Origin of the sequence: Glycocaulis abyssi (assembly GCF_041429775.1) — a bacterium.
GTDB lineage: Bacteria > Pseudomonadota > Alphaproteobacteria > Caulobacterales > Maricaulaceae > Glycocaulis > Glycocaulis abyssi.
In genome coordinates this window covers 179,679-204,128 of record NZ_CP163421.1, presented here as the reverse complement: position 1 = coordinate 204,128, position 24,450 = coordinate 179,679, and the positions used below count along the sequence as shown (strand labels likewise).

At 62.6% G+C, this 24,450-nt stretch carries 30 protein-coding genes; 15 read left to right on the top strand and 15 right to left on the bottom strand.

The window, feature by feature from the left end:
• The first annotated feature begins 109 nt into the window (after nucleotides 1-109).
• Nucleotides 110-1,963: an ABC transporter ATP-binding protein gene (locus tag AB6B38_RS01005; protein WP_371393789.1), complete on the top strand. Its 1,854-nt coding sequence runs from the start codon at nucleotides 110-112 to the stop codon at nucleotides 1,961-1,963.
• Nucleotides 1,964-2,001: 38 nt separating this feature from the next.
• Here the strand turns inward: AB6B38_RS01005 and AB6B38_RS01000 are convergent, their stop codons facing one another.
• Complete coding sequence (locus tag AB6B38_RS01000; RefSeq protein WP_371393788.1) at nucleotides 2,002-2,838, bottom strand: pepsin/retropepsin-like aspartic protease family protein; 837 nt, start codon at nucleotides 2,836-2,838, stop codon at nucleotides 2,002-2,004.
• A gap of 33 nt (nucleotides 2,839-2,871) precedes the next feature.
• On the bottom strand, nucleotides 2,872-3,294 hold the full coding sequence (gene ndk / locus AB6B38_RS00995) for a nucleoside-diphosphate kinase (protein ID WP_371393787.1): 423 nt from the start codon (nucleotides 3,292-3,294) through the stop codon (nucleotides 2,872-2,874).
• Nucleotides 3,295-3,391: 97 nt separating this feature from the next.
• Between ndk and AB6B38_RS00990 the strand changes: the two genes are divergently transcribed.
• Nucleotides 3,392-5,278 carry an ABC-F family ATP-binding cassette domain-containing protein gene (locus AB6B38_RS00990; RefSeq protein WP_371393786.1) on the top strand — a complete coding sequence of 629 codons (1,887 nt, stop codon included), beginning with the start codon at nucleotides 3,392-3,394 and terminating at the stop codon, nucleotides 5,276-5,278.
• A gap of 4 nt (nucleotides 5,279-5,282) precedes the next feature.
• On the opposite strand, the gene AB6B38_RS00985 is transcribed toward AB6B38_RS00990, so the two are convergent.
• From AB6B38_RS00985 to AB6B38_RS00975, 3 genes are read right to left on the bottom strand one after another with little or no spacing between them, the layout of a single operon-like run.
• Nucleotides 5,283-5,573, bottom strand: a complete 291-nt coding sequence (locus AB6B38_RS00985) for an I78 family peptidase inhibitor (RefSeq protein ID WP_371393785.1) — start codon at nucleotides 5,571-5,573, stop codon at nucleotides 5,283-5,285.
• Nucleotides 5,570-6,019, bottom strand: coding sequence for a DNA polymerase III subunit chi (locus AB6B38_RS00980; RefSeq protein WP_371393784.1), 450 nt, complete (start codon nucleotides 6,017-6,019; stop codon nucleotides 5,570-5,572). Before AB6B38_RS00980 ends, AB6B38_RS00985 begins: the two co-directional genes overlap by 4 nt.
• A gap of 12 nt (nucleotides 6,020-6,031) precedes the next feature.
• On the bottom strand, nucleotides 6,032-7,504 hold the full coding sequence (locus AB6B38_RS00975) for a leucyl aminopeptidase (protein WP_371393783.1): 1,473 nt from the start codon (nucleotides 7,502-7,504) through the stop codon (nucleotides 6,032-6,034).
• A 165-nt stretch (nucleotides 7,505-7,669) separates the two neighbouring features.
• On the opposite strand from AB6B38_RS00975, the gene AB6B38_RS00970 reads away from it, so the two are divergent.
• The 5 genes from AB6B38_RS00970 to rsmA all read left to right on the top strand — a co-directional run bounded on the left by AB6B38_RS00970 (nucleotide 7,670) and on the right by rsmA (nucleotide 13,066).
• Nucleotides 7,670-8,794, top strand: coding sequence for an LptF/LptG family permease (locus AB6B38_RS00970; protein WP_371393781.1), 1,125 nt, complete (start codon nucleotides 7,670-7,672; stop codon nucleotides 8,792-8,794).
• Nucleotides 8,791-9,885, top strand: a complete 1,095-nt coding sequence (locus tag AB6B38_RS00965) for an LptF/LptG family permease (protein WP_371393779.1) — start codon at nucleotides 8,791-8,793, stop codon at nucleotides 9,883-9,885. The genes AB6B38_RS00970 and AB6B38_RS00965 overlap by 4 nt, the downstream gene beginning before the upstream one ends.
• 84 nt (nucleotides 9,886-9,969) lie before the next feature.
• Nucleotides 9,970-11,223: a peptidylprolyl isomerase gene (locus AB6B38_RS00960; RefSeq protein ID WP_371393777.1), complete on the top strand. Its 1,254-nt coding sequence runs from the start codon at nucleotides 9,970-9,972 to the stop codon at nucleotides 11,221-11,223.
• Nucleotides 11,223-12,209 carry a 4-hydroxythreonine-4-phosphate dehydrogenase PdxA gene (gene pdxA / locus AB6B38_RS00955; protein ID WP_371393776.1) on the top strand — a complete coding sequence of 329 codons (987 nt, stop codon included), beginning with the start codon at nucleotides 11,223-11,225 and terminating at the stop codon, nucleotides 12,207-12,209. Before AB6B38_RS00960 ends, pdxA begins: the two co-directional genes overlap by 1 nt.
• Complete coding sequence (rsmA, locus tag AB6B38_RS00950) at nucleotides 12,206-13,066, top strand: 16S rRNA (adenine(1518)-N(6)/adenine(1519)-N(6))-dimethyltransferase RsmA (RefSeq protein WP_371393775.1); 861 nt, start codon at nucleotides 12,206-12,208, stop codon at nucleotides 13,064-13,066. Before pdxA ends, rsmA begins: the two co-directional genes overlap by 4 nt.
• On the opposite strand, the gene gmk is transcribed toward rsmA, so the two are convergent.
• The 7 genes from gmk to fabD all read right to left on the bottom strand — a co-directional run bounded on the left by gmk (nucleotide 13,063) and on the right by fabD (nucleotide 19,144).
• On the bottom strand, nucleotides 13,063-13,722 hold the full coding sequence (gene gmk, locus AB6B38_RS00945; protein ID WP_371393774.1) for a guanylate kinase: 660 nt from the start codon (nucleotides 13,720-13,722) through the stop codon (nucleotides 13,063-13,065). The genes rsmA and gmk overlap by 4 nt on opposite strands.
• A gap of 4 nt (nucleotides 13,723-13,726) precedes the next feature.
• Nucleotides 13,727-14,617 carry a YicC/YloC family endoribonuclease gene (locus AB6B38_RS00940; RefSeq protein ID WP_371393773.1) on the bottom strand — a complete coding sequence of 297 codons (891 nt, stop codon included), beginning with the start codon at nucleotides 14,615-14,617 and terminating at the stop codon, nucleotides 13,727-13,729.
• Complete coding sequence (gene mltG, locus AB6B38_RS00935; RefSeq protein ID WP_371393772.1) at nucleotides 14,618-15,688, bottom strand: endolytic transglycosylase MltG; 1,071 nt, start codon at nucleotides 15,686-15,688, stop codon at nucleotides 14,618-14,620.
• 25 nt (nucleotides 15,689-15,713) lie between these two features.
• The gene (gene fabF, locus AB6B38_RS00930; RefSeq protein ID WP_371393771.1) at nucleotides 15,714-17,003 is read right to left on the bottom strand and encodes a beta-ketoacyl-ACP synthase II; all 1,290 of its coding nucleotides are present in this window, start codon (nucleotides 17,001-17,003) and stop codon (nucleotides 15,714-15,716) included.
• Between the two features lie 15 nt (nucleotides 17,004-17,018).
• Complete coding sequence (locus tag AB6B38_RS00925) at nucleotides 17,019-17,255, bottom strand: acyl carrier protein (RefSeq protein ID WP_371393769.1); 237 nt, start codon at nucleotides 17,253-17,255, stop codon at nucleotides 17,019-17,021.
• A 196-nt stretch (nucleotides 17,256-17,451) separates the two neighbouring features.
• On the bottom strand, nucleotides 17,452-18,189 hold the full coding sequence (gene fabG, locus AB6B38_RS00920) for a 3-oxoacyl-[acyl-carrier-protein] reductase (protein WP_371393768.1): 738 nt from the start codon (nucleotides 18,187-18,189) through the stop codon (nucleotides 17,452-17,454).
• A gap of 1 nt (nucleotide 18,190) precedes the next feature.
• The gene (fabD, locus tag AB6B38_RS00915; protein WP_371393767.1) at nucleotides 18,191-19,144 is read right to left on the bottom strand and encodes an ACP S-malonyltransferase; all 954 of its coding nucleotides are present in this window, start codon (nucleotides 19,142-19,144) and stop codon (nucleotides 18,191-18,193) included.
• Nucleotides 19,145-19,236: 92 nt separating this feature from the next.
• Here fabD and AB6B38_RS00910 point away from each other — a divergent pair, with 92 nt between their 5' ends.
• From AB6B38_RS00910 to AB6B38_RS00875, 8 genes are all read left to right on the top strand, one after another.
• The gene (locus AB6B38_RS00910; protein WP_371393766.1) at nucleotides 19,237-20,157 is read left to right on the top strand and encodes an RHS repeat-associated core domain-containing protein; all 921 of its coding nucleotides are present in this window, start codon (nucleotides 19,237-19,239) and stop codon (nucleotides 20,155-20,157) included.
• Nucleotides 20,158-20,170: 13 nt separating this feature from the next.
• Nucleotides 20,171-20,509, top strand: a complete 339-nt coding sequence (locus AB6B38_RS00905) for a hypothetical protein (RefSeq protein WP_371393765.1) — start codon at nucleotides 20,171-20,173, stop codon at nucleotides 20,507-20,509.
• 36 nt (nucleotides 20,510-20,545) lie between these two features.
• Nucleotides 20,546-20,974: a hypothetical protein gene (locus AB6B38_RS00900; protein WP_371395053.1), complete on the top strand. Its 429-nt coding sequence runs from the start codon at nucleotides 20,546-20,548 to the stop codon at nucleotides 20,972-20,974.
• On the top strand, nucleotides 20,974-21,135 hold the full coding sequence (locus tag AB6B38_RS00895) for a hypothetical protein (protein WP_371393764.1): 162 nt from the start codon (nucleotides 20,974-20,976) through the stop codon (nucleotides 21,133-21,135). The genes AB6B38_RS00900 and AB6B38_RS00895 overlap by 1 nt, the downstream gene beginning before the upstream one ends.
• Before the next feature lie 148 nt (nucleotides 21,136-21,283).
• The gene (rpsF, locus tag AB6B38_RS00890) at nucleotides 21,284-21,634 is read left to right on the top strand and encodes a 30S ribosomal protein S6 (RefSeq protein ID WP_371393762.1); all 351 of its coding nucleotides are present in this window, start codon (nucleotides 21,284-21,286) and stop codon (nucleotides 21,632-21,634) included.
• A 12-nt stretch (nucleotides 21,635-21,646) separates the two neighbouring features.
• Nucleotides 21,647-21,904 carry a 30S ribosomal protein S18 gene (rpsR, locus tag AB6B38_RS00885; protein WP_127565753.1) on the top strand — a complete coding sequence of 86 codons (258 nt, stop codon included), beginning with the start codon at nucleotides 21,647-21,649 and terminating at the stop codon, nucleotides 21,902-21,904.
• A gap of 11 nt (nucleotides 21,905-21,915) precedes the next feature.
• On the top strand, nucleotides 21,916-22,509 hold the full coding sequence (rplI, locus tag AB6B38_RS00880; RefSeq protein ID WP_371393761.1) for a 50S ribosomal protein L9: 594 nt from the start codon (nucleotides 21,916-21,918) through the stop codon (nucleotides 22,507-22,509).
• A gap of 91 nt (nucleotides 22,510-22,600) precedes the next feature.
• Nucleotides 22,601-23,068, top strand: coding sequence for a GNAT family N-acetyltransferase (locus AB6B38_RS00875; RefSeq protein ID WP_371393760.1), 468 nt, complete (start codon nucleotides 22,601-22,603; stop codon nucleotides 23,066-23,068).
• A gap of 24 nt (nucleotides 23,069-23,092) precedes the next feature.
• On the opposite strand, the gene AB6B38_RS00870 is transcribed toward AB6B38_RS00875, so the two are convergent.
• The 3 genes from AB6B38_RS00870 to AB6B38_RS00860 are packed head-to-tail and all read right to left on the bottom strand — an operon-like array spanning nucleotide 23,093 to nucleotide 24,332.
• Nucleotides 23,093-23,398 (bottom strand): hypothetical protein, encoded by a 306-nt coding sequence (locus AB6B38_RS00870; protein ID WP_371393759.1) that lies wholly within the window; start codon nucleotides 23,396-23,398, stop codon nucleotides 23,093-23,095.
• Nucleotides 23,398-23,784, bottom strand: coding sequence for a DUF6768 family protein (locus tag AB6B38_RS00865; protein WP_371393757.1), 387 nt, complete (start codon nucleotides 23,782-23,784; stop codon nucleotides 23,398-23,400). The genes AB6B38_RS00870 and AB6B38_RS00865 overlap by 1 nt, the downstream gene beginning before the upstream one ends.
• A complete protein-coding gene (locus AB6B38_RS00860; protein WP_371393756.1) occupies nucleotides 23,781-24,332 on the bottom strand; it encodes an RNA polymerase sigma factor in 552 nt (183 codons plus the stop codon). The genes AB6B38_RS00865 and AB6B38_RS00860 overlap by 4 nt, the downstream gene beginning before the upstream one ends.
• Nucleotides 24,333-24,450 lie beyond the last annotated feature (118 nt).

Here is a 24,450-nt window from a genome sequence, read left to right as displayed (position 1 = left end):
ATTTGCCTTTGACCTCAACTTAAGTTGAGATTTTAGACCGCTTCGGGCCGACACGGCAAATCGTCCCCTAAACCCCGCTCAACCGGGCTCGCCCACAAGGTTTTTTTTGATGTTCCGTTTTTTTGAATCCCGCATTGACCCCTTCCCCGCCACCGAGCCGGAAGCGCCGCCCAAAACCCTTCTTGGCTTTGTGGCCCACTACACACGGCCCGTCTGGCCGTGGCTGATCACGCTATCGGTGCTGACCGCGATCCTTTCGGTGTTCGAGGTGGTTTTCCTGGGCTTTCTCGGCACGCTGGTGGACTGGCTGGCGGCGGCTGACCGCGAGACATTGTTTGAGGAGCACGGCGCCGGCCTTATCGCCATGGCGGCCTTCATCCTGATCGGCTTCCCGCTGCTGGTGCTGTTCAACTCGCTCATCACCCACCAGACGATTTTCGGCAATTTCCCGATGCTCGCGCGCTGGCTGACCCACCGCTACATCCTTGGCCAGTCGATGAGCTTCTTTCAGGACGAGTTCGCCGGCCGGGTCAGCCAGAAGGTGATGCAGACCGCGCTCGCCGTGCGCGAGACGGTGATGAAGGTGCTCGACATCTTCGTCTATGTGGCCGTCTATTTCGTCGGCGCGCTGGTGCTGGTCGGCGGAGCCGAACCCTTCCTGATGATCCCGCTCGTGCTGTGGCTGGCAGGCTATCTGTGGCTCCTCTTCCACTTCATTCCGCGCCTGCGCGACATCTCCATGAAACAGGCCGATGCGCGCGCGGAGATGACCGGCCGCGTCGTCGACAGCTACACCAATATCCAGACCATCAAGCTCTTCGCCCATGCCCGCCGCGAGGAAGGCTATGCCCGCGAGGCGATGAGCGGCTTCATGGGCACGGTCTACAAGCAGATGCGCCTGGTTACCGGGCTCTACACGCTGCTGCAGACACTGAACGCGGTGCTGCTGGTGGCCGTGACAGCCTCCACCATCATCGCCTGGCAGATGGGGCTGGTGGGTCTTGGCGTCGTCGCCGTAGCGGTCGCCATTGTCATGCGCATCCGGGCCATGTCCGACTGGATCTTGTGGGAGACGGCGGGCCTGTTCGAAGCGGTCGGCACCATTCAGGACGGCATCAACACCATCGCGCAGGAACAGGCGATTCGGGACGTTCCGGGCGCGAAACCGCTTGTCGTCTCGCAAGGCGCGATCCGCTTTGAAAACATCACCTTCCACTATGGCAAGGAGAGCGGCGTCATCGAGGGGCTGAACCTTGATATCGCGCCCGGCGAGAAGGTGGGCCTTGTGGGCCGGTCGGGCGTTGGCAAGTCCACCCTCGTCAACCTGCTCCTGCGCTTTTACGAACTCGAAGGCGGACGCATCACGATTGACGGGCAGGATATTTCGCAGGTCACGCAAGATTCGCTGCGCCGCCAGATCGGCATGGTGACGCAGGATACCTCGCTTCTGCACCGCTCCATAAGGGACAATATCGCCTATGGCTCGGCTGACGCCGGCGACGATGCTGTGATGGAGGCGGCCCGCCGGGCGCAGGCCGACGCCTTCATCCCGGACCTTTCCGACATTGACGGCCGAACCGGCTATGACGCCCATGTCGGCGAGCGCGGCGTGAAGCTCTCCGGCGGTCAGCGCCAGCGCATCGCGATTGCGCGCATATTGCTCAAGAACGCGCCGATCCTGGTGCTGGACGAGGCCACCTCGGCGCTCGATTCCGAAATCGAGGCCGCGATTCAGGACCAGCTCTACCAGCTGATGGAGGGCAAGACCGTGATCGCCATCGCGCACCGCCTCTCCACCATTGCCATGCTGGACCGGCTGGTGGTGATGGAAGGTGGCCGCATCATCGAACAGGGCAGCCATGACGAGTTGCTGGCGAGAAACGGCGTCTACGCCCAGCTCTGGAAGCGCCAGTCCGGCGGCTTCCTCAACGTGGATGCGGATTGGGCGGTCGCGGCGAAGTAGGAGAATGAAAAAAAGCCCGGCATCGCTGCCGGGCTTTTTCAGTTCTCCCGGGGGGAGAGCCAGATGGCGCTCTCGGCGAAGTCGACAATCAGGTGAAACCGCGTCAACAGGCCAAGGCCGATATTGGCGCTGCCCGCCTCGCTCTCGCGGGGGTCAATTTCGGCGTCCACCGTGTCGAATACAGCGCCGGCCACGTCCACGCTGCGCACTTCCAGCACGCGCCGGTCAACGGCCCCGCCAATGCCACCGCCAGAGCGGAGTGTCTCCGCCCGACCGTCAAGCAGGCCAGCCGCCTCTGCGGCTGTCGTGTCGAGCAGCAGCGCGCCTCTGTTTCCGGTATCGAAATCAGCCAGAACCGTCTGGCCCTCGATAGTGATCTCGAAAGCCATAATGCCGTCGCGGGACACCAGGGCGCGGCGCGCCCCGTCCGGCTCTGCGGCCCGGTCCATCCGGCACACCTGGCCAGCGTCGAAATCAATGGCGAGGCGGGAGGCGTCAAACACTTCCCGGCCAAGTATCGCAGGGACCGGACGCCCGACAAGGCGCTGTGAAATATCCGCCAGGTCCATGACGGCAATGACGGAGTCAGCCAGCTCGAGCCCCGCCGCGCCGATAGTGACGCCCTGCACCAGACCGGCGCTTACGGTCGCCGCGCCGGTGCCACGGGCCTCGACCGTCTCGGCTTCGCCGTGAATGGCCTGCGCAGCTAAGGCGAGATCGACGACAGTGATTTCCGAGCCGGAATCAAACAGTGCCTCGGTGGCGGCGCCATTGATGGTGATGTCCGTCCAGACCCGGCCGTCAATGACGCGCAGATCGCTGCACGTCCCTGCGGAGAGCTGGAGGGAAAGGCCGAGTACAAACGCGGTAAGCATGGCGATCCGCCTTTCCCTTTATGTGGTGGCTGTTTACCCCACCAGCTCCAGACCGGCGAAGAAGTAGGCAATCTCTTCGGCGGCCGTTTCCGGGGCGTCGGAGCCGTGCACGGAATTGGCTTCGATGGATTCGGCGAACATCTTGCGGATCGTGCCTTCATCGGCATTGGCCGGGTTGGTGGCGCCCATGACGGTGCGGTATTTGGCAATGGCGTCTTCGCCTTCCAGCACCTGCACGACAACCGGGCCGGAGGTCATGAAGGACACCAGATCGTTGAAGAAGGGGCGTTCACGGTGCACGCCGTAGAAGGTCTCGGCCTGCGCCTTGGTCATGTGGATGCGCTTCTGTGCGATGATGCGAAGGCCCGCATCCTCGATCATGGCGTTGATCTTGCCGGTGAGGTTACGCTTGGTGGCGTCGGGCTTGATGATGGAGAAGGTGCGTTGCAGCGCCATGGTGTGTTGTCCCTTGGGTGATGGTTGGGGAGGTGGGGTTTGGCGCGGCTTATAGCGGCGCTTTTACCCGGTAACAAGGCATGCTACGCGGCACTTCATGCTGCATATCAACGATCTCACCTACCGCATTGAAGGGCGCATCCTGTTCGAGCAGGCAACGCTCTTCCTGCCGGCCAAAACAAAGATGGGCCTTGTCGGGCGCAATGGCACCGGCAAATCGACCCTGTTCCGGCTGATCCGCGGCGAGGCCAGCCCGGAGAGCGGCGATATCCGCATCCAGCCGGGCATGCGCATGGGAAGCGTGGAGCAGGAAGCACCGGGCGGCCCTGTATCCATTATCGATTTCGTGCTGGCCGCCGACACAGAGCGCGCAAGTCTTCTGGCCGAAGCCGAAACCGCCACCGATCCCAATCGCATCGCCGACATCCAGACGCGGCTGGCCGATATCGATGCGCATTCAGCCGAGGCGCGCGCGGGCGCGATCCTGCATGGCCTCGGCTTTTCCAACGAGGAACAGCAGCGCCCCTGCTCGGCCTTCTCCGGCGGCTGGCGCATGCGCGCGGCGCTGGCCGCGACGCTCTTTGCCCGGCCTGATCTTCTGCTGCTCGACGAGCCGACCAACTATCTGGACCTGGAAGGCGCGGTATGGCTGGAAAACTATCTGCAGAAATTTCCCGGCTCGGTGCTGCTGATCTCGCACGACCGGGGACTCCTGAATGCCTCCATCGACATGATCGCGCATCTCAAAGACGCCCGGCTTACCGTCTGGGATGGCGGGTACGACCAGTTTGAAAAGCAGCTCGCCGAGCGCCAGCGCCTGACCATGAAGCTGGTTGAAAAGCAGGAGGATGAGCGCCGCCGCCTGCAAGCCTTTGTCGACCGCTTCAAGGCCAAGGCCACAAAGGCCAGACAGGCCCAGTCGCGCGTGAAGCGGCTGGAGAAGATGCAGCCCGTGGCAACCTCGGTGGCTGATCCGGTGGCCCCTTTCGACCTGCCGATTGCCCCGCGCCGCATGGCCAATCCGCTGGTGCGTCTGGACGGCGCCGCGACCGGCTATGATGAGGATACGATCATCCTCAAAAACATGGATCTGCGCATCGATGTCGATGACCGGATCGGCCTTCTGGGCCGCAATGGCGCGGGCAAATCCACCTTCGCCAAGTTGCTGACCGGGCAGATACCGGTGCTGTCCGGCGCGATGCGCATGCACAAGAAACTGGAGATCGCCCATTTCGCGCAGCACCAGATCGACGCGCTGCATCCCAACACGTCTGCCTACCAGCACATTCTCGAACTGATGCCGGACGCGACCGAGGCCCAGCGCCGCGCGCGCCTCGCCCGATTCGGTCTGCCGGGCGACCGGCAGGAAACGCCCGCCAAAGACCTTTCAGGCGGTGAGAAGGCGCGCCTCTTGATGAACCTCATCAGCTTTCACGGCGCGCATCTGCTGATCCTGGACGAACCGACCAACCATCTGGATATGGATAGCCGCGCCGCCCTGATGGACGCCATCAACACTTATGAGGGCGCGGTGATCCTGATCAGCCATGACCGCCATCTGATCGAGGCGTGTGTGGACCGGCTGTGGATAGCCGAAGGCGGCACCGTAAAGCCCTATGAGGGCGATATGGACGAGTACCGCAAGCAGCTCCTGCGCCCTGAAACCGAGGGCAATGGGCGCGGGAAAGTCAAACCTGATGCCAAGCTGGAGCGCCGCCGCGATGCGGCTGAAGCGCGCTCAAAGCTCAAACCGCTGAAAGCCGAAGCGCTGAAATGGGAGCGCGAGGCAGAACGCCTCAAAGGTGTGCTGGCCACTATCGACAAGGGGCTGTCTGTGCCGGGCCTGTGGGAGAAAGACCCCGGCCTTGCCGCCGAGCTGACGAAGAAGCGCGCCCGCGCCGAAGAGCTTATCGACGCGGCCGAGATGAAATGGCTGGAGGCCGACGAAGCCTACGAGCAGGCGCGCGAGGCGGCGGGCGTGTAGGTGCCTACCCGCAGGCAACGCGCTCCACGCGGCCATCATCGCCAATGACAACATTCAGCCGGTCGGGCCGATAATCCATCGTCACGGCGTCGCCGCGGCCATACATGCGGTAGGGCACCGGCAGGGTCGAGGTATCGACCTCGTCACGCAGCTGGCCGACAAGCAGCTGGAACTGCTGGGCAGGACACTCGCGCCCCTCGGAGAGGTCAACCACATCATTCTCGGTCGCACCATCGGCGGTGGCGCAGGCGGCCAGCATGGCCAGCGAAGCAAAAGCGGCAAAGTGCCTGATCATCCCTGTTTCTCCCAGCGTCCCTGATCGGACTGTTTCCAGTAGGATACCGTCGTTCCCGACTTTTTCATGGCGGACCACAAAGACCGCGCGCCCTGCTTGGCCGCGTCATCGCTATCCTCGAACAGCACGATAACGCGATTCCACTCCTCAAGGTTGCCCGGATCAACGCCGCCAAGACAGAACAGCATGTCTGCCTGGTTCACATTGCGGGTTTCGGTGGAGATCAGCACCGGCTGACGAGGCGCATGGGGCTCGTTATCGCGCCCGTGCGGCAGGAAGCTTTCATCACGAAATGTCCAGAGCTGCGTGTCCAGACTGGCGGCCGTTTCGTCATCGGGCGCGACCACAAGCGCGCGCGAGCCGCGCTCCAGCACCTTCTGGAGAAGACCGGGCAGGACATCGCCCACACCGGCCTTCTCCAGATGATAGAACCAGAGCTCGGCCATCAGCGCGCGTTATCAGTTCTCGTAGAAATCGCGGACGAAACGGTCGAGCACACGCACGCCATAACCCGTCCCGAAGGCTGGCAGGCGTGGGTCCTTGGATCCCGCATACATGGCCGTTCCGGCGATATCCATGTGGACCCACGGCTTGCCGTTGACATAGCGCTGCAGGAACACCGCGCCAGCAATCGAGCCGGCATTGCGGCCCTGCCCCAGATTTTTCATGTCGGCGATATCGCTGTCGATATGACGGTCATATTCCGGCCCGATGGGCAGGCGCCACACGCCCTCGTCGGATGCCTTGCCTGCCGCGTAAAGCCGGTCAGCCAGCTTGTCATCATTGGAGAAAATGGCGGCGTGCTCATGGCCGAGCGCAATCAGCACCGCGCCGGTCAGCGTTGCCAGATCGACAATGAAAGCCGGATCAAACGTCTCCTGCGTGTACCAGAGCGCATCGGCGAGCACGAGGCGGCCTTCGGCATCGGTGTTCAGGATCTCGATGGTCTGGCCGGACATGGAGGTGACCACATCGCCGGGGCGCTGGGCATTACCGTCAGGCATGTTTTCCACCAGAGCGACGACGCCGACCACATTGACTTTCGCCTTGCGGCCCGCCAGCGCGCGCATCAGGCCGACCACGGCAGCAGAGCCGCCCATATCGCCCTTCATGTCTTCCATGCCGGCTCCGGGCTTGAGTGAGATGCCGCCCGTATCGAAGGTCAGGCCCTTGCCGACAAAGGCGAGCGGCTTGTCACCCTCCTTGCCGCCATTCCAGCGCATGATGGCGAGCTTCGCTTCGCGTACCGAACCCTGGCTGACACCCAGAAGCGCGCCCATGCCGAGCTTCTTCATCTGGGCTTCGCCCAGTATTTCAACTTCCAGACCTTCCTTCTCCAGCTTGGCAATACGCTTGGCGTACTCTTCCGGGTGCAGGATGTTGGCCGGCTCCATGACGAGATCGCGGGCCAGCTTCACGCCTTCAGCCACCGATTCCCAGCTCTTCCATGCCTTCTTGGCGGCCTTGTCGTCTGCCGCAACAATCTCGACCGTCGTCAGGGACGGCTTTTTGTCCGCCTTCAGCTTGGTGCGGTACTGGTCGAACCGGTAAGCAGCCATCGTCGCACCCAGCGCAGCGCGCGAAGAAAGCTCACCATCCTCGGCATCGATATGAACCGACAGGGTCTGCGTGCCGCCCAGCAGAAGCTGCTTGACCGCTGCCGCAACAGCTTTCTCGTACACATTGCCGTTCGCAGACTTTTTTGAACCCAGCCCGAACAGGACAACCCGCGCGGCCTTGACGCCGGAGGGAGCTGCAATTTCCAGCACCTGGCCGGCATCACCGGTAAAGCGCGAAGCCTTGATGGCGCGGGTAACGCTGCCGCCGCTTGCCTCCTCCAGCGCCTTGGCCGATGGCGACAGGCTCGCCTTCTCGTAAACGGCGACGGCCAGAGCATCGCCGGTGGGTTTCGACGAGAACTTGATATGCATGGAATTCCTTTCTGAACGACACGTCCCGGCAGGGTTGCCAGCCGCCCCGGAGCCTCATATGAGCGCCGGGTGGCCGAACTGCGGGAATTTGGCTGGCTTTAGTGGTATCCGATATGAAGCCGGGGTAGAAGTCTGTCGTCACACAGAAGACCGCAAAGCATCCCAATGAAGCTGTTTCAGCGTTACGCCTTCCGGCAGGCCATGCTGCCTTTCCTGATAGCGCTTGCTGCGCTGACGGGGCTCGCGATTCTTACGCAGTCACTGTCCAATCTGAATCTGGTCGCAGACCGGGGCGAAACGCTGCTGGTTTTCCTGTGGGTGACCATTCTGGCTGTACCCCAGATTGTCGCCCTCCTGATGCCGATCGCCGTCTTCATCGCCTGCGCCGGTGCGCTGAACCGGATGATGAGCGAGTCCGAACTGACTGTAGCGGCTGCCGCCGGGCTCAGCCGGCGCGAGAGGCTCTCTCCGTTCTTGCGGGTAGCGGTCTATGCCATGCTCATCAATCTGGGGGTGAACCTCTTCGTCCAACCTGCTGCCTATCGCGAGATGCGCCAAGCCATCTACGACGTGCGCACCGACATCGCCGCCAGCGTCATGCGGCCGGGCGAGTTCGTCTCGATGGGGGTGGACGTCACCTTCTACGCGCGCACGCTGGGTGATGGCGGGATGATGAGCGAGGTCTTCATCGAGGATGGACGCGGCGCATCCAGCACCGCCTATTCGGCCCGGCAGGGCCAGATTGTGCGCGCGGAACGCGGACCCGTCATGCTGCTGAGCAATGGTGTCGTCTCGCAGATAGATGAGTCCGGCACGCTCTCCAGCCTCACCTTTGACAGCTACGAGTTTGACCTAACCGCCTTCATCGATCCGACCGACGCCTTCTTCTTCAAGGAAAGTGATCGATACCTGCCCGAACTGTTCAACCCCAGCCCCGGTGAAGCAGCCCGCGCGCGCGGACGCGCCAATCTTCTCGCAGAAGGGCATTACCGGCTGTCGGCGCCCCTCTACAATCTCGCCTTTGCCATGATTGCGCTGGCCGCCTTCCTGAGCGGTCCACCAAGGCGGACAGGCTATGCCAGGGCCATAGCCCTGGCCGGCGCATGCGCGCTGATCGTCCGGCTGACGGGCTTTGCCGTTCAGGCCGGCGCAGAAAGCTCACCGGAGCTGAACTGGATGCAGTACGCGATTCCGCTGGCCGCCATTGCAGCAGCCTACATCGTGATTCACCGCCCTGTTCGCTTTGCCGTACGATGGCTCTCGCCCCGTTCTGACGGAGCCGTGCCATGAGGGTGCTGACACGCTATCTGCTCTGGCAAACCTTTCTGGGCCTGCTGGGCGCCGCCACTGTCATTGTCGCGGTCATCTTGCTCATCGACTTTGTCGAAACGTCACGTGATATCGCGACGCGGGTGGATATTTCGCCAGCCGACACCGCCCTTTTCAGCCTGCTGAAACTGCCCCTGCTCCTGCAGGACACCCTGCCCTTCATCGTGTTGTTCGGCGTGCTGTGGACATTCTTCCGGCTTAACCGGCGCAGCGAGCTCATCGTGATGCGCGCTTCGGGTGTGTCCGTATGGCGGATCATGGCCCCGGTGGCGGCGCTGGCGCTTGCAACAGGGCTTGCGGGCAGCTTTCTCCTGAACCCGCTCGGCGCGGCAACCAGCGCCCAGTTCGAGGCCAGACGTGCGGCGCTCTTTGAGGGACGCCCCGTGGAGGAGGTCAGCGGTGCGCGTGTCTGGCTGCGCGAAGTGCGCGAAAGTCAGTTCGTCGTGATCGCCGCTCAGGGCATAGATAACGCGCGGCTCATCTCTCCGGTATTCAGGATTTACAACCCGGAAGGCGCTGATGGCGGCCCGCCGCAGCTTGAGCAGCAGGTGCATGCCCGCCAGGCAAGCCTTGCCGGCGGTTTCTGGCTGCTCAGCGACGCGGTGGAATACCGGCCGGAAGCCGGCGCGGCGGAGCTCGGCGACATTTCCATTCCGACCAGCACCGGACCGGAAGCCCTGTTTGAACGCACACGCTCTGCGCAGGGCGTGTCTTTCTGGCGCCTGCCTGAAGTCATTGTGTCCGCACGCGAAGCCGGTCTTTCGACCCGCGCTTATGAACTGCGCTGGCAATCCCTGCTGGCGCAACCGCTTCTTCTGATTGCCGCTGCCCTGATGGGCATTGCCGCAACACTCCGCCTCACCCGGCTGGGCGGCGCTGCCGGCTTTGCGCTGGCTGGCGGAGCGGGCGGCTTTCTTTTGTACTTCCTCCAGCGCATGCTCGCCGGGCTGGGCAGCGCTGGTGGTCTGGACGTGGTTAGCGCAGCCTGGTCGGCACCGGCCCTGTTCGCACTCGGCGCGCTGCTGTATATCGCCGTGACCGAAGACGGCTGAAAACTGTCATGAAGCTGCCGTGATGATTGCCTAGAGGCTCGTGATCAGTATGGTCTGCAGGTCTACAACCAGGAAACTACACTCATGCCGATTTCGTCCCTGAAGCGTCTGATGCTGTGCCTGGCCGCTCCGTTCGGTCTTGTGCTCGCAGCTGATGCGCACGCACAGCAGGTCGAGGGCATTGCGGCGATCGTCAACGATCAGCCGATAACCACGTATGAAGTGCGTGATCGCATGCGCTTCATCCTGACGACCTCCGGGATTCAGCCAACCGAAGACGTCCTCGTGCAGGTTCAGGAGCAGGCCATGCGCTCCCTTGTCGAGGAAACGCTGCAGCTGCAAACCGCCCGCCGCTTCGAGGTACCGATCACCGAAGAGGAAGTCGACGAAGCCATCGCGGACATCGCTGCGCGCAATAACGTGACCGTAGACGAAATTCAGGCCGACCTTGAAAACGCCGGCTCCAGCATCGATACCATGCGTCAGCAGCTGCGGGCGGAAATCGCCTGGTCCTATCTGGTCAGTGGCCGCTATCGCAGCCGTATCCGTGTATCCGATGCCCAGATCGAAGGCGCGCTTGAGCGGCTGGCGGAAAGCGCGTCCCAGACCCAGTACCGCGTTGCCGAAATCATGGTGAACCTGCCCTCAAGCGGGGATGAAACAGACGCAGAGCGCCGCATCACCACCATTTACCGGGCGCTTGAGCAGGGCGCGCCGTTTCCGGCCGTCGCCGAGCAAATGTCCGATGCGCCAACGGCGGCCTCCGGAGGAGATGCGGGCTGGCTGAGCTCCGCGCAATTGCGCCCGCAGATCGCACAGGTAGTGCAGCAAATGCCGGTCGGCAGTATTTCCAATCCCATCCGCGTGCCGGGCGGATACATGATCGTTGCGCTTGCAGACCGGCGCGAGGGACAGGTTACCGAGCAGTTCACCCTGCAGCAGGTTACGCTGGTGACATCGCAAGTCACGCCGGAACGCCGTCAGGCTCTGGAACGGGCGGCCGGCCGGGTACAAGGGTGCAGCAATGTCCAGGCGGCCTTTGAAAGTGTGCCGCAAGCCATAATCACCGATATCGGGACGGTCGGGGCCAATGCCCTTGTTCCGAATATTCGTACGGCGCTGTCGGGCCTTCAGAACGGCCAGGCGAGCTCTGTTCTCGAAACGGCGGCGGGGCTTCAGGTCTTCATTGTGTGCGAACGCAGGCTTGGCGGACCGGGTTTTCCCGGCTCGGCGGAAATCGAGAACCAGATCGTCAACCAGCAGCTGTCCCTGCTGGCGCGACGCTGGCTCCGCGATCTGCGCAATGACGCCACGGTGGAGATGGTCGGCGATTTCTGATGCCGGGACCGCAGGCGCCTCTGGTCCTGACGCTGGGAGACCCAGAAGGCATAGGCCCTGAGATCGCGCTGAAAGCGTGGGCCGCACTCAAGCCCGACGGGCCGGTATTTGCCGTAACAGGCGGGCTGGACATCCTCTCGCGCACAGCCCGCTTGCTCAAACTTGCACCGCCTGCCGCCATTGCCGCTTGCGCTGATGCGCACCACGCATTCGCGGCGAGCCTGCCGGTCCTGCCGGATCGTCCGGGTTCTCCTGCCCTCGCCTCGATTGAGGACGCGGTGTCGCGCATTCGGGCCGGAGATGCGGCCGGCCTCGTGACCAATCCGGTCTCCAAAGCCGCGCTTTATGCCGAAGGCTTCGCTTTTCCCGGTCACACCGAGTTTCTCGCCCACCTGACACACGACATGGCTTTGGCGGGCGAGCGCGGACCGGTGATGATGCTGGCCGCGCCGCAGCTGAAAACGGTGCTGGTGACGATCCATCAGGCATTGCGGGACGCGATCGCTTCGCTGACGCCTGAGAAAATCGTTCACACCGCCCGCGTCACGCATCAGGCTCTACGGCGCGATTTCGCCATTGCCAGTCCGCGCCTCGCCCTGGCCGGGCTGAACCCGCATGCGGGCGAGGGCGGCAGTATGGGATGCGAGGAGATCGATGTTCTGGCACCCGCTCTGGCGCAGTTGCGCAGCGAAGGCATCGATATCAGCGGGCCATTGCCGCCCGACACGATGTTTCACGCCGAAGCGCGCGAGCGCTATGACGCCGCAGTATGCCTCTACCACGATCAGGGCCTGATTCCGGTCAAGACGCTGGACTTTCATGGCGGGGTGAACGTCACGCTCGGCCTGCCCATCGTGCGCACCTCGCCCGATCACGGCACAGCAAAGGACATTGCCGGCAGGGGAATCGCCCGGCCTGACAGCCTTATCGCCGCCATCCGGCTGGCCGACACCATTGCCGCCAACCGCCGGGGCGTGCGCGCATGAGCGCCGATACCCTGCCACCCTTGCGCGAAGTGATCGCAAGCCACGGACTGGCAGCGGACAAGCGCTTCGGCCAGCACTTCCTGCTCGACCTCAACCTGACCGCCAAGATTGCGCGCCTGTGCGGGGAACTGCCGCAAAGCACGGTTATAGAGGTGGGTCCCGGCCCTGGCGGGCTGACGCGCGCCCTTCTTGGCGAAGGGGCAAGGCGCGTGATCGCCATCGAGAAGGATCCCCGCTTCATTCCCGCCCTTGATGACATCAACAGCGCCTTTGATGGAAGGCTGAGCGTCATCGAGGCAGATGCGTTGAAAGTGGGACGTGATGCGCTGGGCCTGAAGGCAGACGAACGCGCCGTCATTGCCGCCAACCTGCCCTATAATGTCGGCACCGCTCTCTTCACGGGCTGGCTGGAGGCTGAACCTCTCTGGTGGTCGCGCGCCGTTCTGATGTTCCAGAAGGAAGTCGCCGAGCGGATCGTGGCGCGCACCGGCGAGGACGCCTACGGGCGCCTCGCCATCCTCACCGCCGCGCGGGCGAAAGCGAAATACGCCTTTACCCTGCCTGCCCGCGCTTTCACGCCCCCGCCCAAGGTCGATAGTGCCGTGGTGGTCATAGACCCCCTGCCCAACGGGGAACGCTTTGCCGATGTTGAGGCATTGTCGGTAGTGACGGCGAGCGCATTCGGCCAACGGCGCAAGACATTGCGCAAATCGCTGGGGCAGGCCGCCTCGCAGACGCGTGCCAGCGCCGAAGAGCTGCTTGTGTCCTGTGATATTGATCCGGGTGCCCGCGCAGAAACCATACCGCCAGAAGGCTTCATGGCGCTGGCAACAGCGTGGCGGGCGGCGCGGGGCTAGCCTTCTTCCATCAGGGCGCTGACAAAACCGCTGAGCCAGGGATGGCGGACACGGCGCAGACGCTCTGCGTGCAGGATCAGCGAGAGGCGTTCGAGCGCTTCTGAAAAGTCATCATTGAGGATGACGTAATCATACTCGTCCCAGTGTTCGATCTCGGCCTTGGCTCTGGCCATGCGGCCATTGATGACCTCGTCTGAGTCCTGCGCGCGCTTGGTCAGCCGGTCGCGCAACAGGCTGAGCGAGGGCGGCAGGATGAAAACCTTCACACAGTCCTGCGGCGCACCGGCAGCGAGCGCCCGCCCGCCTTGCCAGTCCACGTCGAATACGACATCGCGGCCCTCTTCCAGCGCTTCCTCCACCGGCCCTTTGGGTGTCCCGTAATAATGGCCGAACACGCGCGCATACTCGTAGAACTCATCGTTCTCCGCCTGGCGCTCGAACTCTTTTTCGGTGAGGAAGATATAGTCCTGCCCGTCCACCTCGCCGGGACGCGGAGCGCGCGTGGTGGCCGAAACCGACAGCACCAGATCGGGATTGGAAGCGATCAGGCGGCGCGACAGCGTTGTCTTGCCCGCGCCGGAGGGGCTGGACAGGACGAGCATCAGGCCACGCCGCTGTCCGCGGAAAACCGGCCCTGAAAGCGATCCGACAGGCATGGGGCTACTCCAGATTCTGAACCTGCTCACGGAACTGATCGACAACATGCTTCATGGCAAGCCCGATCTCCGTCAGCCCGCGATCGGATGATTTGGAACACAGCGTGTTCACCTCGCGGTTGAACTCCTGCGCCAGAAAATCCAGCTTGCGCCCGCACGGCGAGCCGCCTGCCAGAAGACCGCGCGCGGCCTCGACATGGCCGGTCAGCCGGTCGATCTCCTCGCGCACATCGGCTTTCACCGCCAGCATCGCGGCTTCCTGTGCCAGCCGCTCAGGGTCGATGCCTGAGGGGAGAAGATCGTCGATTTTCTGCTTCAACCGCTCGCGAATGGCCTCGGCGCTGGCCGCCGGATGACTGGCGGCCTGCTGCTTGAGGGCTTCAATCTCGTTGATCTGGGCTTCAAGAACAGTCTTCAGCTGGGCGCCCTCATCCTGCCGGGCAGATTTGAGAGCGGCGACGGCCTCGTCGAGGACGCTGAGCACAGCCGCGTCGGACTGTGCCGTATCGGCCTCCTGGCGCTCCGACTGGTCCTCGCTGACAATCACGCCGCGTAGGGCCAGCAATCCGTCAATGCGCGGCGGCGCAGCCAGTCCCTCGTCGACCAGATCACGCCCGGCAAGCGCCAGTGTGCGCAGGCGCGCCTCATCGATATGAACAGCGCCCTCAATGTCCACTGGCTTTTCAAGGCTGATATTGATCGAGACCGAACCGCGCTCGAACGCAGCCTTGATCCGGTTGCGCGCCTCTGCTTCGAGATGACCGGTTCCGTCGGGCAAGCGCAGGCGGATATCCAGCCCGCGCCCGTTCACCGAGCGCGCCTCGGCGTTCAGCGTCCCGAAATCACCGCTGGTTGCGGCACGGGCAAAGCCCGTCATGCCGGAAAGGACGGCCACCTAGCGCCCTCCCGAGCGGGCGCGCTCGCGTTCAATCTGGCGCCAGCGGGCAACATTGCGATTGTGCTCGGCCAGCGTACGGGCAAAGGCATGGCCCCCTGTGCCATCAGCAACAAAGAAGATGTACTCGCTCTGCGGCGGGTTCAGCACCGCAGCAATCGACTCCCGGCCCGGATTGGCAATCGGCGTCGGCGGCAGACCGTCAATATGATAGGTATGATAGGGGTTGGTAGTGTCATCCAGCTCGGAGCGGCGAATACCCCGGCCTAGCGGCTCACCGCCGGTAATCCCGTAAATGATCGTAGGATCGCTCTGCAGGCGCATGCCCCGGCGCAGCCGGTTTACAAACACCGCCGCCACCATGGGGCGCTCATGGGCGATGCCGGTTTCCTTCTCCACGATGGAAGCCAGGTTCACCGCCTCCTCGCGGGTCGAGAAGGGCAGGTCCGGATCACGCGTCTCCCAGAGCTGGTCGAGAAGGCGCGTTTGCGCTGCCGCCATGCGGTCCAGCACGGCCTGGCGGCTGGTCCCGCGGTCAACCAGATAGGTGTCAGGAAGGAGTGAGCCTTCCGGCGGAATACGCTCGATCTCGCCGGTCAACACGTCAGCAGCTTCGACAATGCGAACGACCATCGCCGTGGTGAGCCCTTCAGGCACGCGCACCGGATGCTGGATGAAGTCGCCATGGGCCAGCACATCATGGATCTCAGCCATGGAGGCACGGGCCGGAATGGCGAACTCTCCTGCGCGCATGGGCGCGCGCGCCCGGCCAAGCTCTTCATCAATGCGCAGCTGAGCCAGGAATATCCGCTGGTCGGAGATCAGCCCGTCGGCTTCCAGCCGTGCCGCAATCGCGCGTACGCTGGAGCCGCGTTCCAGAAGGATGATCGTATCCTCCTCATGCGGGCCTTCGGCGTTGAACTGGTAGCCCAGCCAGGCATAGCCGCCGACAACCGCCGCCCCCGCCAGCAGGGCCAGCGCGAAGATCAGGAAAAGGCCAATGACAAAAAGACGCAACGCCCCTAGCCCCTTGCTGACCTGTCTGCCGGAAGGCGCGCTATCCGTGCTCATGGGCCCCTCACCTGCAAAGAGGGCTTTAGCCGGCAGCCTTGAAAACGACCGAAGCGTTCGTGCCGCCAAAGCCGAACGAGTTCGACAGCGCCACCTTGACCTCTTTCTTCACCGCCTTGTGGGGAGCCAGATTGATCGGGCTTTCCACCGACGGATTGTCAAGATTGAGTGTAGGCGGGCAGATGCCATCGCGGATGGCCAGGATCGAGAAGATCGCCTCGACAGCGCCCGCAGCCCCCAGAAGATGTCCCGTTGCCGACTTGGTCGACGACATGACCACATTGCCCGCGTGATCGCCCAGCAGCCGCTCGACGGCTTTCAGCTCGATCTCGTCGCCCTTGGGTGTCGAGGTGCCATGCGCGTTCACATAGTCAATGTCAGTGGCCGACAGTCCGGCGCTCTTCAGCGCGGCGCTCATGGAGCGGAAACCGCCATCGCCGTCATCGGCAGGCGCCGTGATGTGATAGGCATCGCCTGACAGGCCATAGCCGACCACTTCGGCATAAATCGTCGCGCCGCGGGCCTTGGCCGCCTCGTATTCTTCAAGCACGACCACGCCTGCGCCTTCGCCCATGACAAAGCCATCTCGGTCAGTGTCATAGGGGCGCGAGCCCGCCTTGGGATTATCATTGAACCCGGTGGACATGGCGCGTGCGGCACAGAAACCGCCAAAGCCAAGCCGGGTAATCGCGCTCTCCGCGCCGCCCGCCACCATGACATCGGCATCGCCATAGGCGATCAGCCGCGCCGCATCACCAATGGCGTGCGCACCGGTGGAGCAGGCCGTCACCACCGAGTGGTTCGGACCTTTCAGCCCGTGGCGGATCGAAACCTGGCCAGAAGCGAGGTTAATCAGCATGCCGGGAATGACAAAAGGAGAGAGCTTACGCGGCCCCTTTTCCACCAGCGTGATCGAGGCGTCGTAAATCGTCTGCAGACCGCCAATGCCTGAACCGATCAGGACACCGGCACGCTCGCGCGCGGCATCGTCTGCAGGCTGCCAGCCCGAATGGGCAATCGCCTCATCCGCAGCGGCGATACCGTAGAGAATGAAGTCGTCAATGCGCTTGGCGTCGCGGGCGGGCATTACGGCATCGGGATCAAATGATCCGGCGATGTCAGGCCCGCCACCATAGCGGCCGTCCACCCGTGGTATCCCCCCCGCAATCTGGCAGGGGAGATCCTCGGTCTCGAAATGGGTAACCCGGGCAAGCCCGGATTCCCCTGCGAGCAGCTTCGACCAGACATGCTCCACCCCGCATCCCAGCGGGGAGACAATGCCGAGGCCGGTGACGACTACACGACGTTTGGACATGGCCCGGTCGCCGGCCTAGCCGACTTTCTCGGAGATGAACTTCACCGCGTCACCAACCGTCTGGATGTGCTCGGCGGCATCGTCGGGAATCTCGATGTCGAACTCTTCCTCGAAAGCCATGACCAGCTCGACATTGTCCAGCGAGTCCGCGCCGAGATCATCGATGAAAGAAGCTTTCTCGACGACTTTGTCCTCTTCCACATCGAGATGCTCGATGACGATCTTCTTAACGCGATCAAAAACGTCAGACATGACGGACCCTTTATCTAAAATTTCCGGGCGAGGCCATCTGACCCCTTATGCCCCCTGACTGGATGGGGCCGGTACGGGTGCACCGGCTCCAAGAAGGTTGCGGCTGATAACATGCCACTTCGGACAAGGCTAGCAACCTCAGCGGCTTGATGCCAGCGCGAAGACGCCTTTCGCAGAACGCGACTCACATGGCCGGTCAGATCATGGCCATGCCGCCATTGACGTGCAATGTCTGTCCTGTGACGTAACCGGCTTCTTCGCTGGCCAGATACACGCAGGCGGCTGCGATGTCGGCGCCCTGGCCAAGATCACCGGCCGGAATCTTGGTGAGGATGGCCGATTTCTGCTCGTCATTGAGCGCGTCCGTCATCGGCGAAGCGATGAAGCCCGGCGCCACGCAGTTCACGGTAACGCCGCGCGAAGCGACCTCCTGGGCCAGCGCCTTGGAAAAGCCGATCATGCCGGCTTTCGACGCGGCATAGTTGGACTGCCCCGGATTGCCGGTGACGCCCACCACCGAGGTGATACCGATAATCCGGCCCCAGCGGTTCTTCATCATGCCGCGCATGGCCGCCCGGCAGAGGCGGAAATGCGCCTCCAGATTGACCTTGATGACCGTCTCCCAGTCCTCATCTTTCATGCGCATGAGAAGCTGGTCGCGCGTCACACCGGCATTGGAAATCAGGATGTCGAGCCCGCCCAGCGCCTCGAAAGCTGCCTTGGGCAGATTATCCACCGCCTCGGCATCAGAGAGATTACACGGCACCACCGCCGTGCGATCACCCAGCTCCTTGGCGAGCGTCTCCAGCACTTCCGCACGCGTACCTGACAGGGCCACCGAAGCCCCTTGAGCATGCAGGGCGCGGGCAATCTCACTGCCGAGGCCGCCCGTCGCGCCGGTCACCAGCGCCTTTTTTCCTTCAAGAGAGAACATGTTACGCATTTCCTTTCAGTGAGGCGGCAAAGCCTTCCAGATCAGCCGGCGAGTTGAGGGCCACACCCTCGGCGCCGTCCACCGTGCGTTTGAGCATGCCCGAAAGCACCTTGCCCGCCCCGGCCTCGGCGAAGCGATCAATCCCGCCCTCGCCCGCCATCCAGATCACACTCTCGCGCCAGCGCACGCGGCCCGTCACCTGCTCGACAAGCTGGGCACGGATGGCTTCCGGATCGCTGACCGGACCTGCGGTGACATTGGTGATGACCGGCACGGCAGGCGCCTTGATGGCGGCCGATTTCAGCACCTGCGCCATCGCGTCGGCCGCCGGCTGCATCAGCGTGCAATGGAAGGGGGCGGACACGGGCAGCAGCATCGCCTTGCGGATACCGTCCGCCTTGGCCGCCTCGATCGCCGCCTCAACCGCTTCCTTCGCGCCGGAGATCACGATCTGGCCCGGCGCATTGTCATTGGCGATCTGTACCACACCCGCCGCAGAGCCCGCCTCCACGGCTTTCAACACCTGGGCTTCCTCAGCGCCAAGTATGGCGGCCATCGCGCCTTGTCCCACTGGCACGGCCTTCTGCATGGACTGGCCGCGCAGCCGCAGGAGTTTCGCCGCATCGTCAATGGACAGCGCACCAGCAGCGGCCAGCGCGGAGTATTCGCCGAGCGAATGGCCCGCGACAAACTTCGCCGCCGTTACCTCGATACCGAACCCCTCTTTAAGCGCCGCCATAACGGCCAGCGATGTGGCCATCAAAGCGGGCTGAGCGTTCTGGGTGAGGGTCAGTGTTTCGATGGGCCCATCCCATATCAACGCGGAGAGCTTTTCGCCCAGCGCCGCGTCCACGGCCTCATATACCGCGCGGGCAGCCGGAAAGGCCTCTGCCAGCTCGCGGCCCATGCCGACGGCCTGGCTGCCTTGCCCTGGAAATATAAACGCAAGCGCCATGAAGGCGTCCTCCCTTATGGTTCATTGCCTGCCCGGATAGACCGTGAGGGATAGGGAAGGCAAGCCCAAGACAAGAGGGCTCGCGCGGCTCTGTGGTAGCCGAGACCAATGCCTCAGGCGCGGCCGTCCAGATCAACACCTATGACGAATACGGCATGCCGGGATCGGGCAACACATCAAGGTTCGGCTATACCGGCCAGATGTGGATCGCCGAAATCGGCCTCTACCACTACCGCAACCGGGTCTATAATCCCGCCATCGGCCGGTTCATGCAGACCGACCCCATCGGACAACGCGGAGGCATCAACCTCTACGCATACGTCTCAAACGATCCGATCAACTACACAGACCCGTGGGGGCTGCAGAAGAACCCGATAGAGGTTATGTTTATAATCGGCACCCGTCTAAAGGGTGCGATGCGCTCAGGCGGAACAGGGGGCTTTAGCGGGTTTGCAGAACCGCCAGATGCCATCGTACTCACACCCATCGCCCTACAAAACGCAGAAGGACAACAGGGGGAGTGTCCGGAGACAAATTACCACGAAGGCCGCTCACCAACCTATACCCCATTCGACAGCCCTGAAGCGGCAGTTTCATCTATATCTGTGTCGGCGTATGATTATGCGCGATCAATTGGAAAAGAGATCGGTGGTTATGTAGTTCATCGCCAGGTGGCAGGCGGGAGAAATTTTTATTTTCTGAGAGGATTAGTCATAGGGGAAGCAACTCATATCTATCTGAGTGACGGTTATGAGGCTGCTGCTCGAGGCGGTGGCACTATCGTTGCCGCCTGGCATGTACATCAGCAAAGCGGAAGCGTTAATTTTTCTGGTAACGACACCGCATTTATTGACTGGCTATCCCAGCAAGATCACGTGGCGAATCGTCCAACTCTCTATGCTATTGGCAGTGGTGGTCGAATTGGCTCATTGCGTCAGTCTCGTCCCTATCGCGGCATCGGAGGCGGCAACACCCCTCCGGATCACGTATATCAATCACATTGTGGAGGCTGAATTGGTTAGGTGTATGTTTTTATTGCTAATATCTCTGATCGGCGGCAGCGCATCGACACTTGGCGCTCAAGCGCTATTATCAGATTCCAGCCCACAGCATCCAATATATTATCCAATTGATGGAGAGCACTTATTAGCACTTAATAGATCATGGGCCATTTATAAAACTGTTCGAGATTCCGATAACCTAACAATCCGGGATTATAGGTTTTCAATATATGATTTTGAAAATTTATATGAAATTCGTATTGGTTATGTAGGGCTTGGCGCCCCAACAGGTGGCGCCTATCGTTTGGGCGCTATTATTGAATGCCAAAGGCCTGAAATTGAATGTTATATTTTACCTGAGTAATTTGTATGTTCGCTATCTCCAAGGGAACAATCAAATATCTGGATTACCCAGCTCTCCCAGACCGGGGGCCACACGCTCACCTTCACCCATGATGCTCTAGGGCGGAACCTGACCGCCATCACCCCGCAGGGCACGGTGAGCTACCAGTATGATGCCGCAGGCCGCCGGACCCGGATGGACTGGCCGGACGGGCTCTATGTGACCTACAGCTACGATACGGCAGGGGCGCTGACCCATATCCGCGAGAACGGGGCCACATCCGGCATCGGGGTGCTGGCCAGTTACGCCTACGACAATCTTGGCCGGGTCACGTCTCTGACGCGCGGCAATGGCGTGGTGACCGGGTTCGATTATGATGCGGCCGGGCGCCTCTCCGAGCTGACGCAGGACCTCGCGGGCACGGCGAACGACCAGACCCTCGCCTTCACCTATAATGCCGCCGGCCAGATCGGGCTTCTTGCTTGATGCCCGTCCTCGGCGCTGACGCGCCTGCGGGCGAGGCCAGCCGCACCATGGCCAATGACATCTATGCCTTCACCGGGCACACCAATCAGGATGTCACGATCACGGTCGATGGGCTCAACCGCTTCCTCTCCCGTCCCTCCCGCTTGCCCTTTATGCGCTGATAGCGTATGTCCCCCGCCTTCACCGGCTGCGGTCTGGTGGGCATCACCGTTCCTGACATGGTGTCGGGGCGGGCCTGACCAGAGCCATCGCGGGGTCTGCCTTCCCTGGCAGAGCTTGTGCCGCAGCCACAGAAAACAGGGACTTGACATGGCATACTACGAACACGTGTTCGTTGCCCGCCCGGACGTGTCTCCGGCGCAGGTGGAAAGCCTCCTTGAGGAGCTTAAGGGCCTCATCGAGGAAAAAGGCGGCAAGGTCGGCAAGACCGAGTACTGGGGTCTTCGCACCCTGGCCTACCGCATGCACAAGAACCGCAAGGGTCATTACGGCCTGATCGACATGGAAGCGGGCGCAGACGTGCTCGAAGCCATCGATTCGCGTCAGCGCTATTCCGATGACGTGATCCGTTACATGACCGTGCGCCTGGAAGAGCTCTCTGAAGAGCCGTCCGCCGTTCTTCGCAAGAGCGAAGAGCGCAAGCGCCGCGACCGCCAGTAGGAGATACGATCCATGGCTAGCGATATCCCCACAATCGGCGCGCCTGTGCGCCGTCCGTTCGCCCGCCGCCGCAAGGTTTGCCCGTTCTCGGGCGAAGGCGCGCCGGTGATCGATTACAAGGACGTGAAGCTGCTTCAGCGCTACATGTCCGAACGCGGCAAGATCGTCCCCTCGCGCATCACGGCGGTCTCCGCCAAGAAGCAGCGCGAGCTGGCCCGCGCCATCAAGCGCGCGCGCTATATGGGCCTTCTGCCCTACGCGCTCGATTAGGAGAGAAACCCATGAAAGTTGTTCTTCTTGAGCGCGTGGAAAAGCTTGGCACCATTGGCGATGTCGTCAGTGTCCGCCCCGGCTTTGCCCGCAACTTCCTCCTGCCGCAGCAAAAGGCGCTGCGCGCAACCGAGGCCAACATGGCCCGCTTCGAGCGTGAGCGTGAAATCCTTGAAAAGCGCAATGCCGAACGTGCCGCAGCGGCCCGCACCGAAGGTGAGCACCTGGATGGTGCCAGCTTCGTGCTGATCCGCCAGGCGTCCGAATCCGGCCAGCTCTATGGATCGGTTGCTTCGCGTGACATCGCGGAAGCGGCCTCCAGCGGCAGCCTGACCGTGACCCGTTCCATGGTCGATCTCAACACCCCGATCAAGACGCTGGGCGTGCACACCGTGCGCCTCGTCCTGCACCCGGAAGTGACCGTCGAGATCACCATCAACGTGGCCCGTACGCCTGAAGAGGCTGAGCGTCAGGCCAAGGGTGAAGACGTCATCGCCGCAGCGGCTGAAGAAGACCGCGCCCTTGCCGATGCGCAGGCGGCCGAGCTTTCCGAAGCCTCTGCCGAAGGCGCCGATGAGCGTGGCGGCGACCGCGACGAGGAATAGTCCTCGCACGTCACGCCATGCCTGTTGCAAGATCTGGGGCGGCTCCTTTTAAAGGGGCCGCCCTTTTTCGTGACAGAGAAGGGGGAGATCCGTGCTAATACGAGACTACATTCACACTGACGCCAAGGACCTGGTAGAGATCTTCCAGAGCGCCGTGCTGGAAGGCAGTGCGCCGCTTTATACGGCGGGACAAAGGAAGGCGTGGGCATCGCGGATCACAGACCCGTCTGCCCTGCATGACCGCCTGAAGGACCAGACCTGCCGTGTTGCTATTGGCGATAGCGGCGCTTTGGGCTTTGCCGCCCTGCAGGCCAATGGCCATCTCGACATGCTGTTCGTACGGCCCGGCCAGCGCAGGCGGGGTACAGCTGGCGCGCTGCATGACGCACTACTGGAGCGCGCAGCCTCAGACGGCCATGCCGGTCTGTCTGTTCACGCCAGCCATCTTGCGCGGCGTTTCCTTGCAAAACGCGGCTGGCAGTTCGTGCGCACCGAAACGGTAAACCTCCACGGCGTGACGCTGGAGCATCATTACATGACGCTCCAGCTCAACCGGTAATGCTGGGCAAGAAGGGGGCACCCGCTACGCTCTTCGCCCCAGGGCTGTCGCAAGGGCCAATGTCAGTAATGCAAGGACGGCCAGCACGAGCGCACGCACTGGAAAATATGCGTGGGCCGACACATCAAGCAGGGCCTGTACAAGGCTGTGCTGCAGCATCGAACCCAACATCTGGAAGCCAGCGTCCGCGCTACCCAGCAATATGCCCAGATAGTCACCGGCGCTAACCAGGCCGTCATCCCAGAAAAGCCAGAGGTGAAAGCTCACGATAAGGTCGGCAACCGCCCCCAGCGCGAGGACCATTACGGCAACAAGGGCGATCCACCGCATCACGCCCTCCCTTTTGTGTCCCCGGCCCGCATCCGCTCGATACGCAGCTCCAGCCGCCGGATTTCGGTCAGCAGGCGGTTCTCGCTGATATACGGCGTCATGCTGGTCTTGATGACAATCGCCATGACAAACAGCGTCACAGCCGGAAGGCCGTAGCGCAGCGCCTCCAGCACATCATCGGACTGGTAGAACTGCCAGGCCAGCCAGACGCCAACGAAAAACATCACGCCCTGGCTAATCAGCATCACCCAGTTGGCCCACGCGCGCGGCCCGGTCAGAAGCGGCCAGAAACCGCCCAGCACACCCGGCTCCTTGCCCAGCACCTCGCGAAGGGCGCGGTCCTCATCGTCCAGTGCCTGTTCGATCAGGCGGTCCACATCACTCATTTCATGCCTCCTTCGAGACTGTCGCGCAGCTTGCGCCGCGCATGCATCAGGCGGGTCTTCACCGTGCCCGCCGGCACGTCCAGAGCAATGGCGGTTTCCGCCACGCTCAATCCTTGCAGGTGAAACAGCGCCACCGCCGCGCGTTGATCGGGCGGCAAATCGGCCATCGCTCGCTTCACGCGTGCGCCATCACCCTCATCATGTCTGTCCTCAATGGCCGTCTCATGCGGCTCTGCCTCCACGGCCCGCGCAAGCCGCCTGTCGGACTGGTGCCGCGCGATCAGACGGGCGCAGCGCCGCGTCGTGATCCGGTAGGCCCAGGCGGCAAAGGCGTGGTCATCACGCAAGCTGCCGAGCCCGCGCAGTATCTCCAGCCAGGCTTCTTGCACCGCCTCCTCCGCTACATCCCTGTCACCGGTCAGACGCCAGGCATGGGCGGTGAGCAGCGGATACCAGCGCTTTGCCAGCTCGCGCAGGGCGTCCCGGTCTCCGGCTCGCGCAGCAGCGGCCAGAAAGGCGTCCAGGGCATAATCGGCGGGCTTGCGCATCGGGTTTCCTGTCACACGTTCAGGGTAAAGGTGCGCAGCAATGCCGATCCGGTTCAATCGGTGTGACGTTTTCCACAGCCCAGGTGATTCGTTCCACACCGCCGCACCGCTGAGCGCT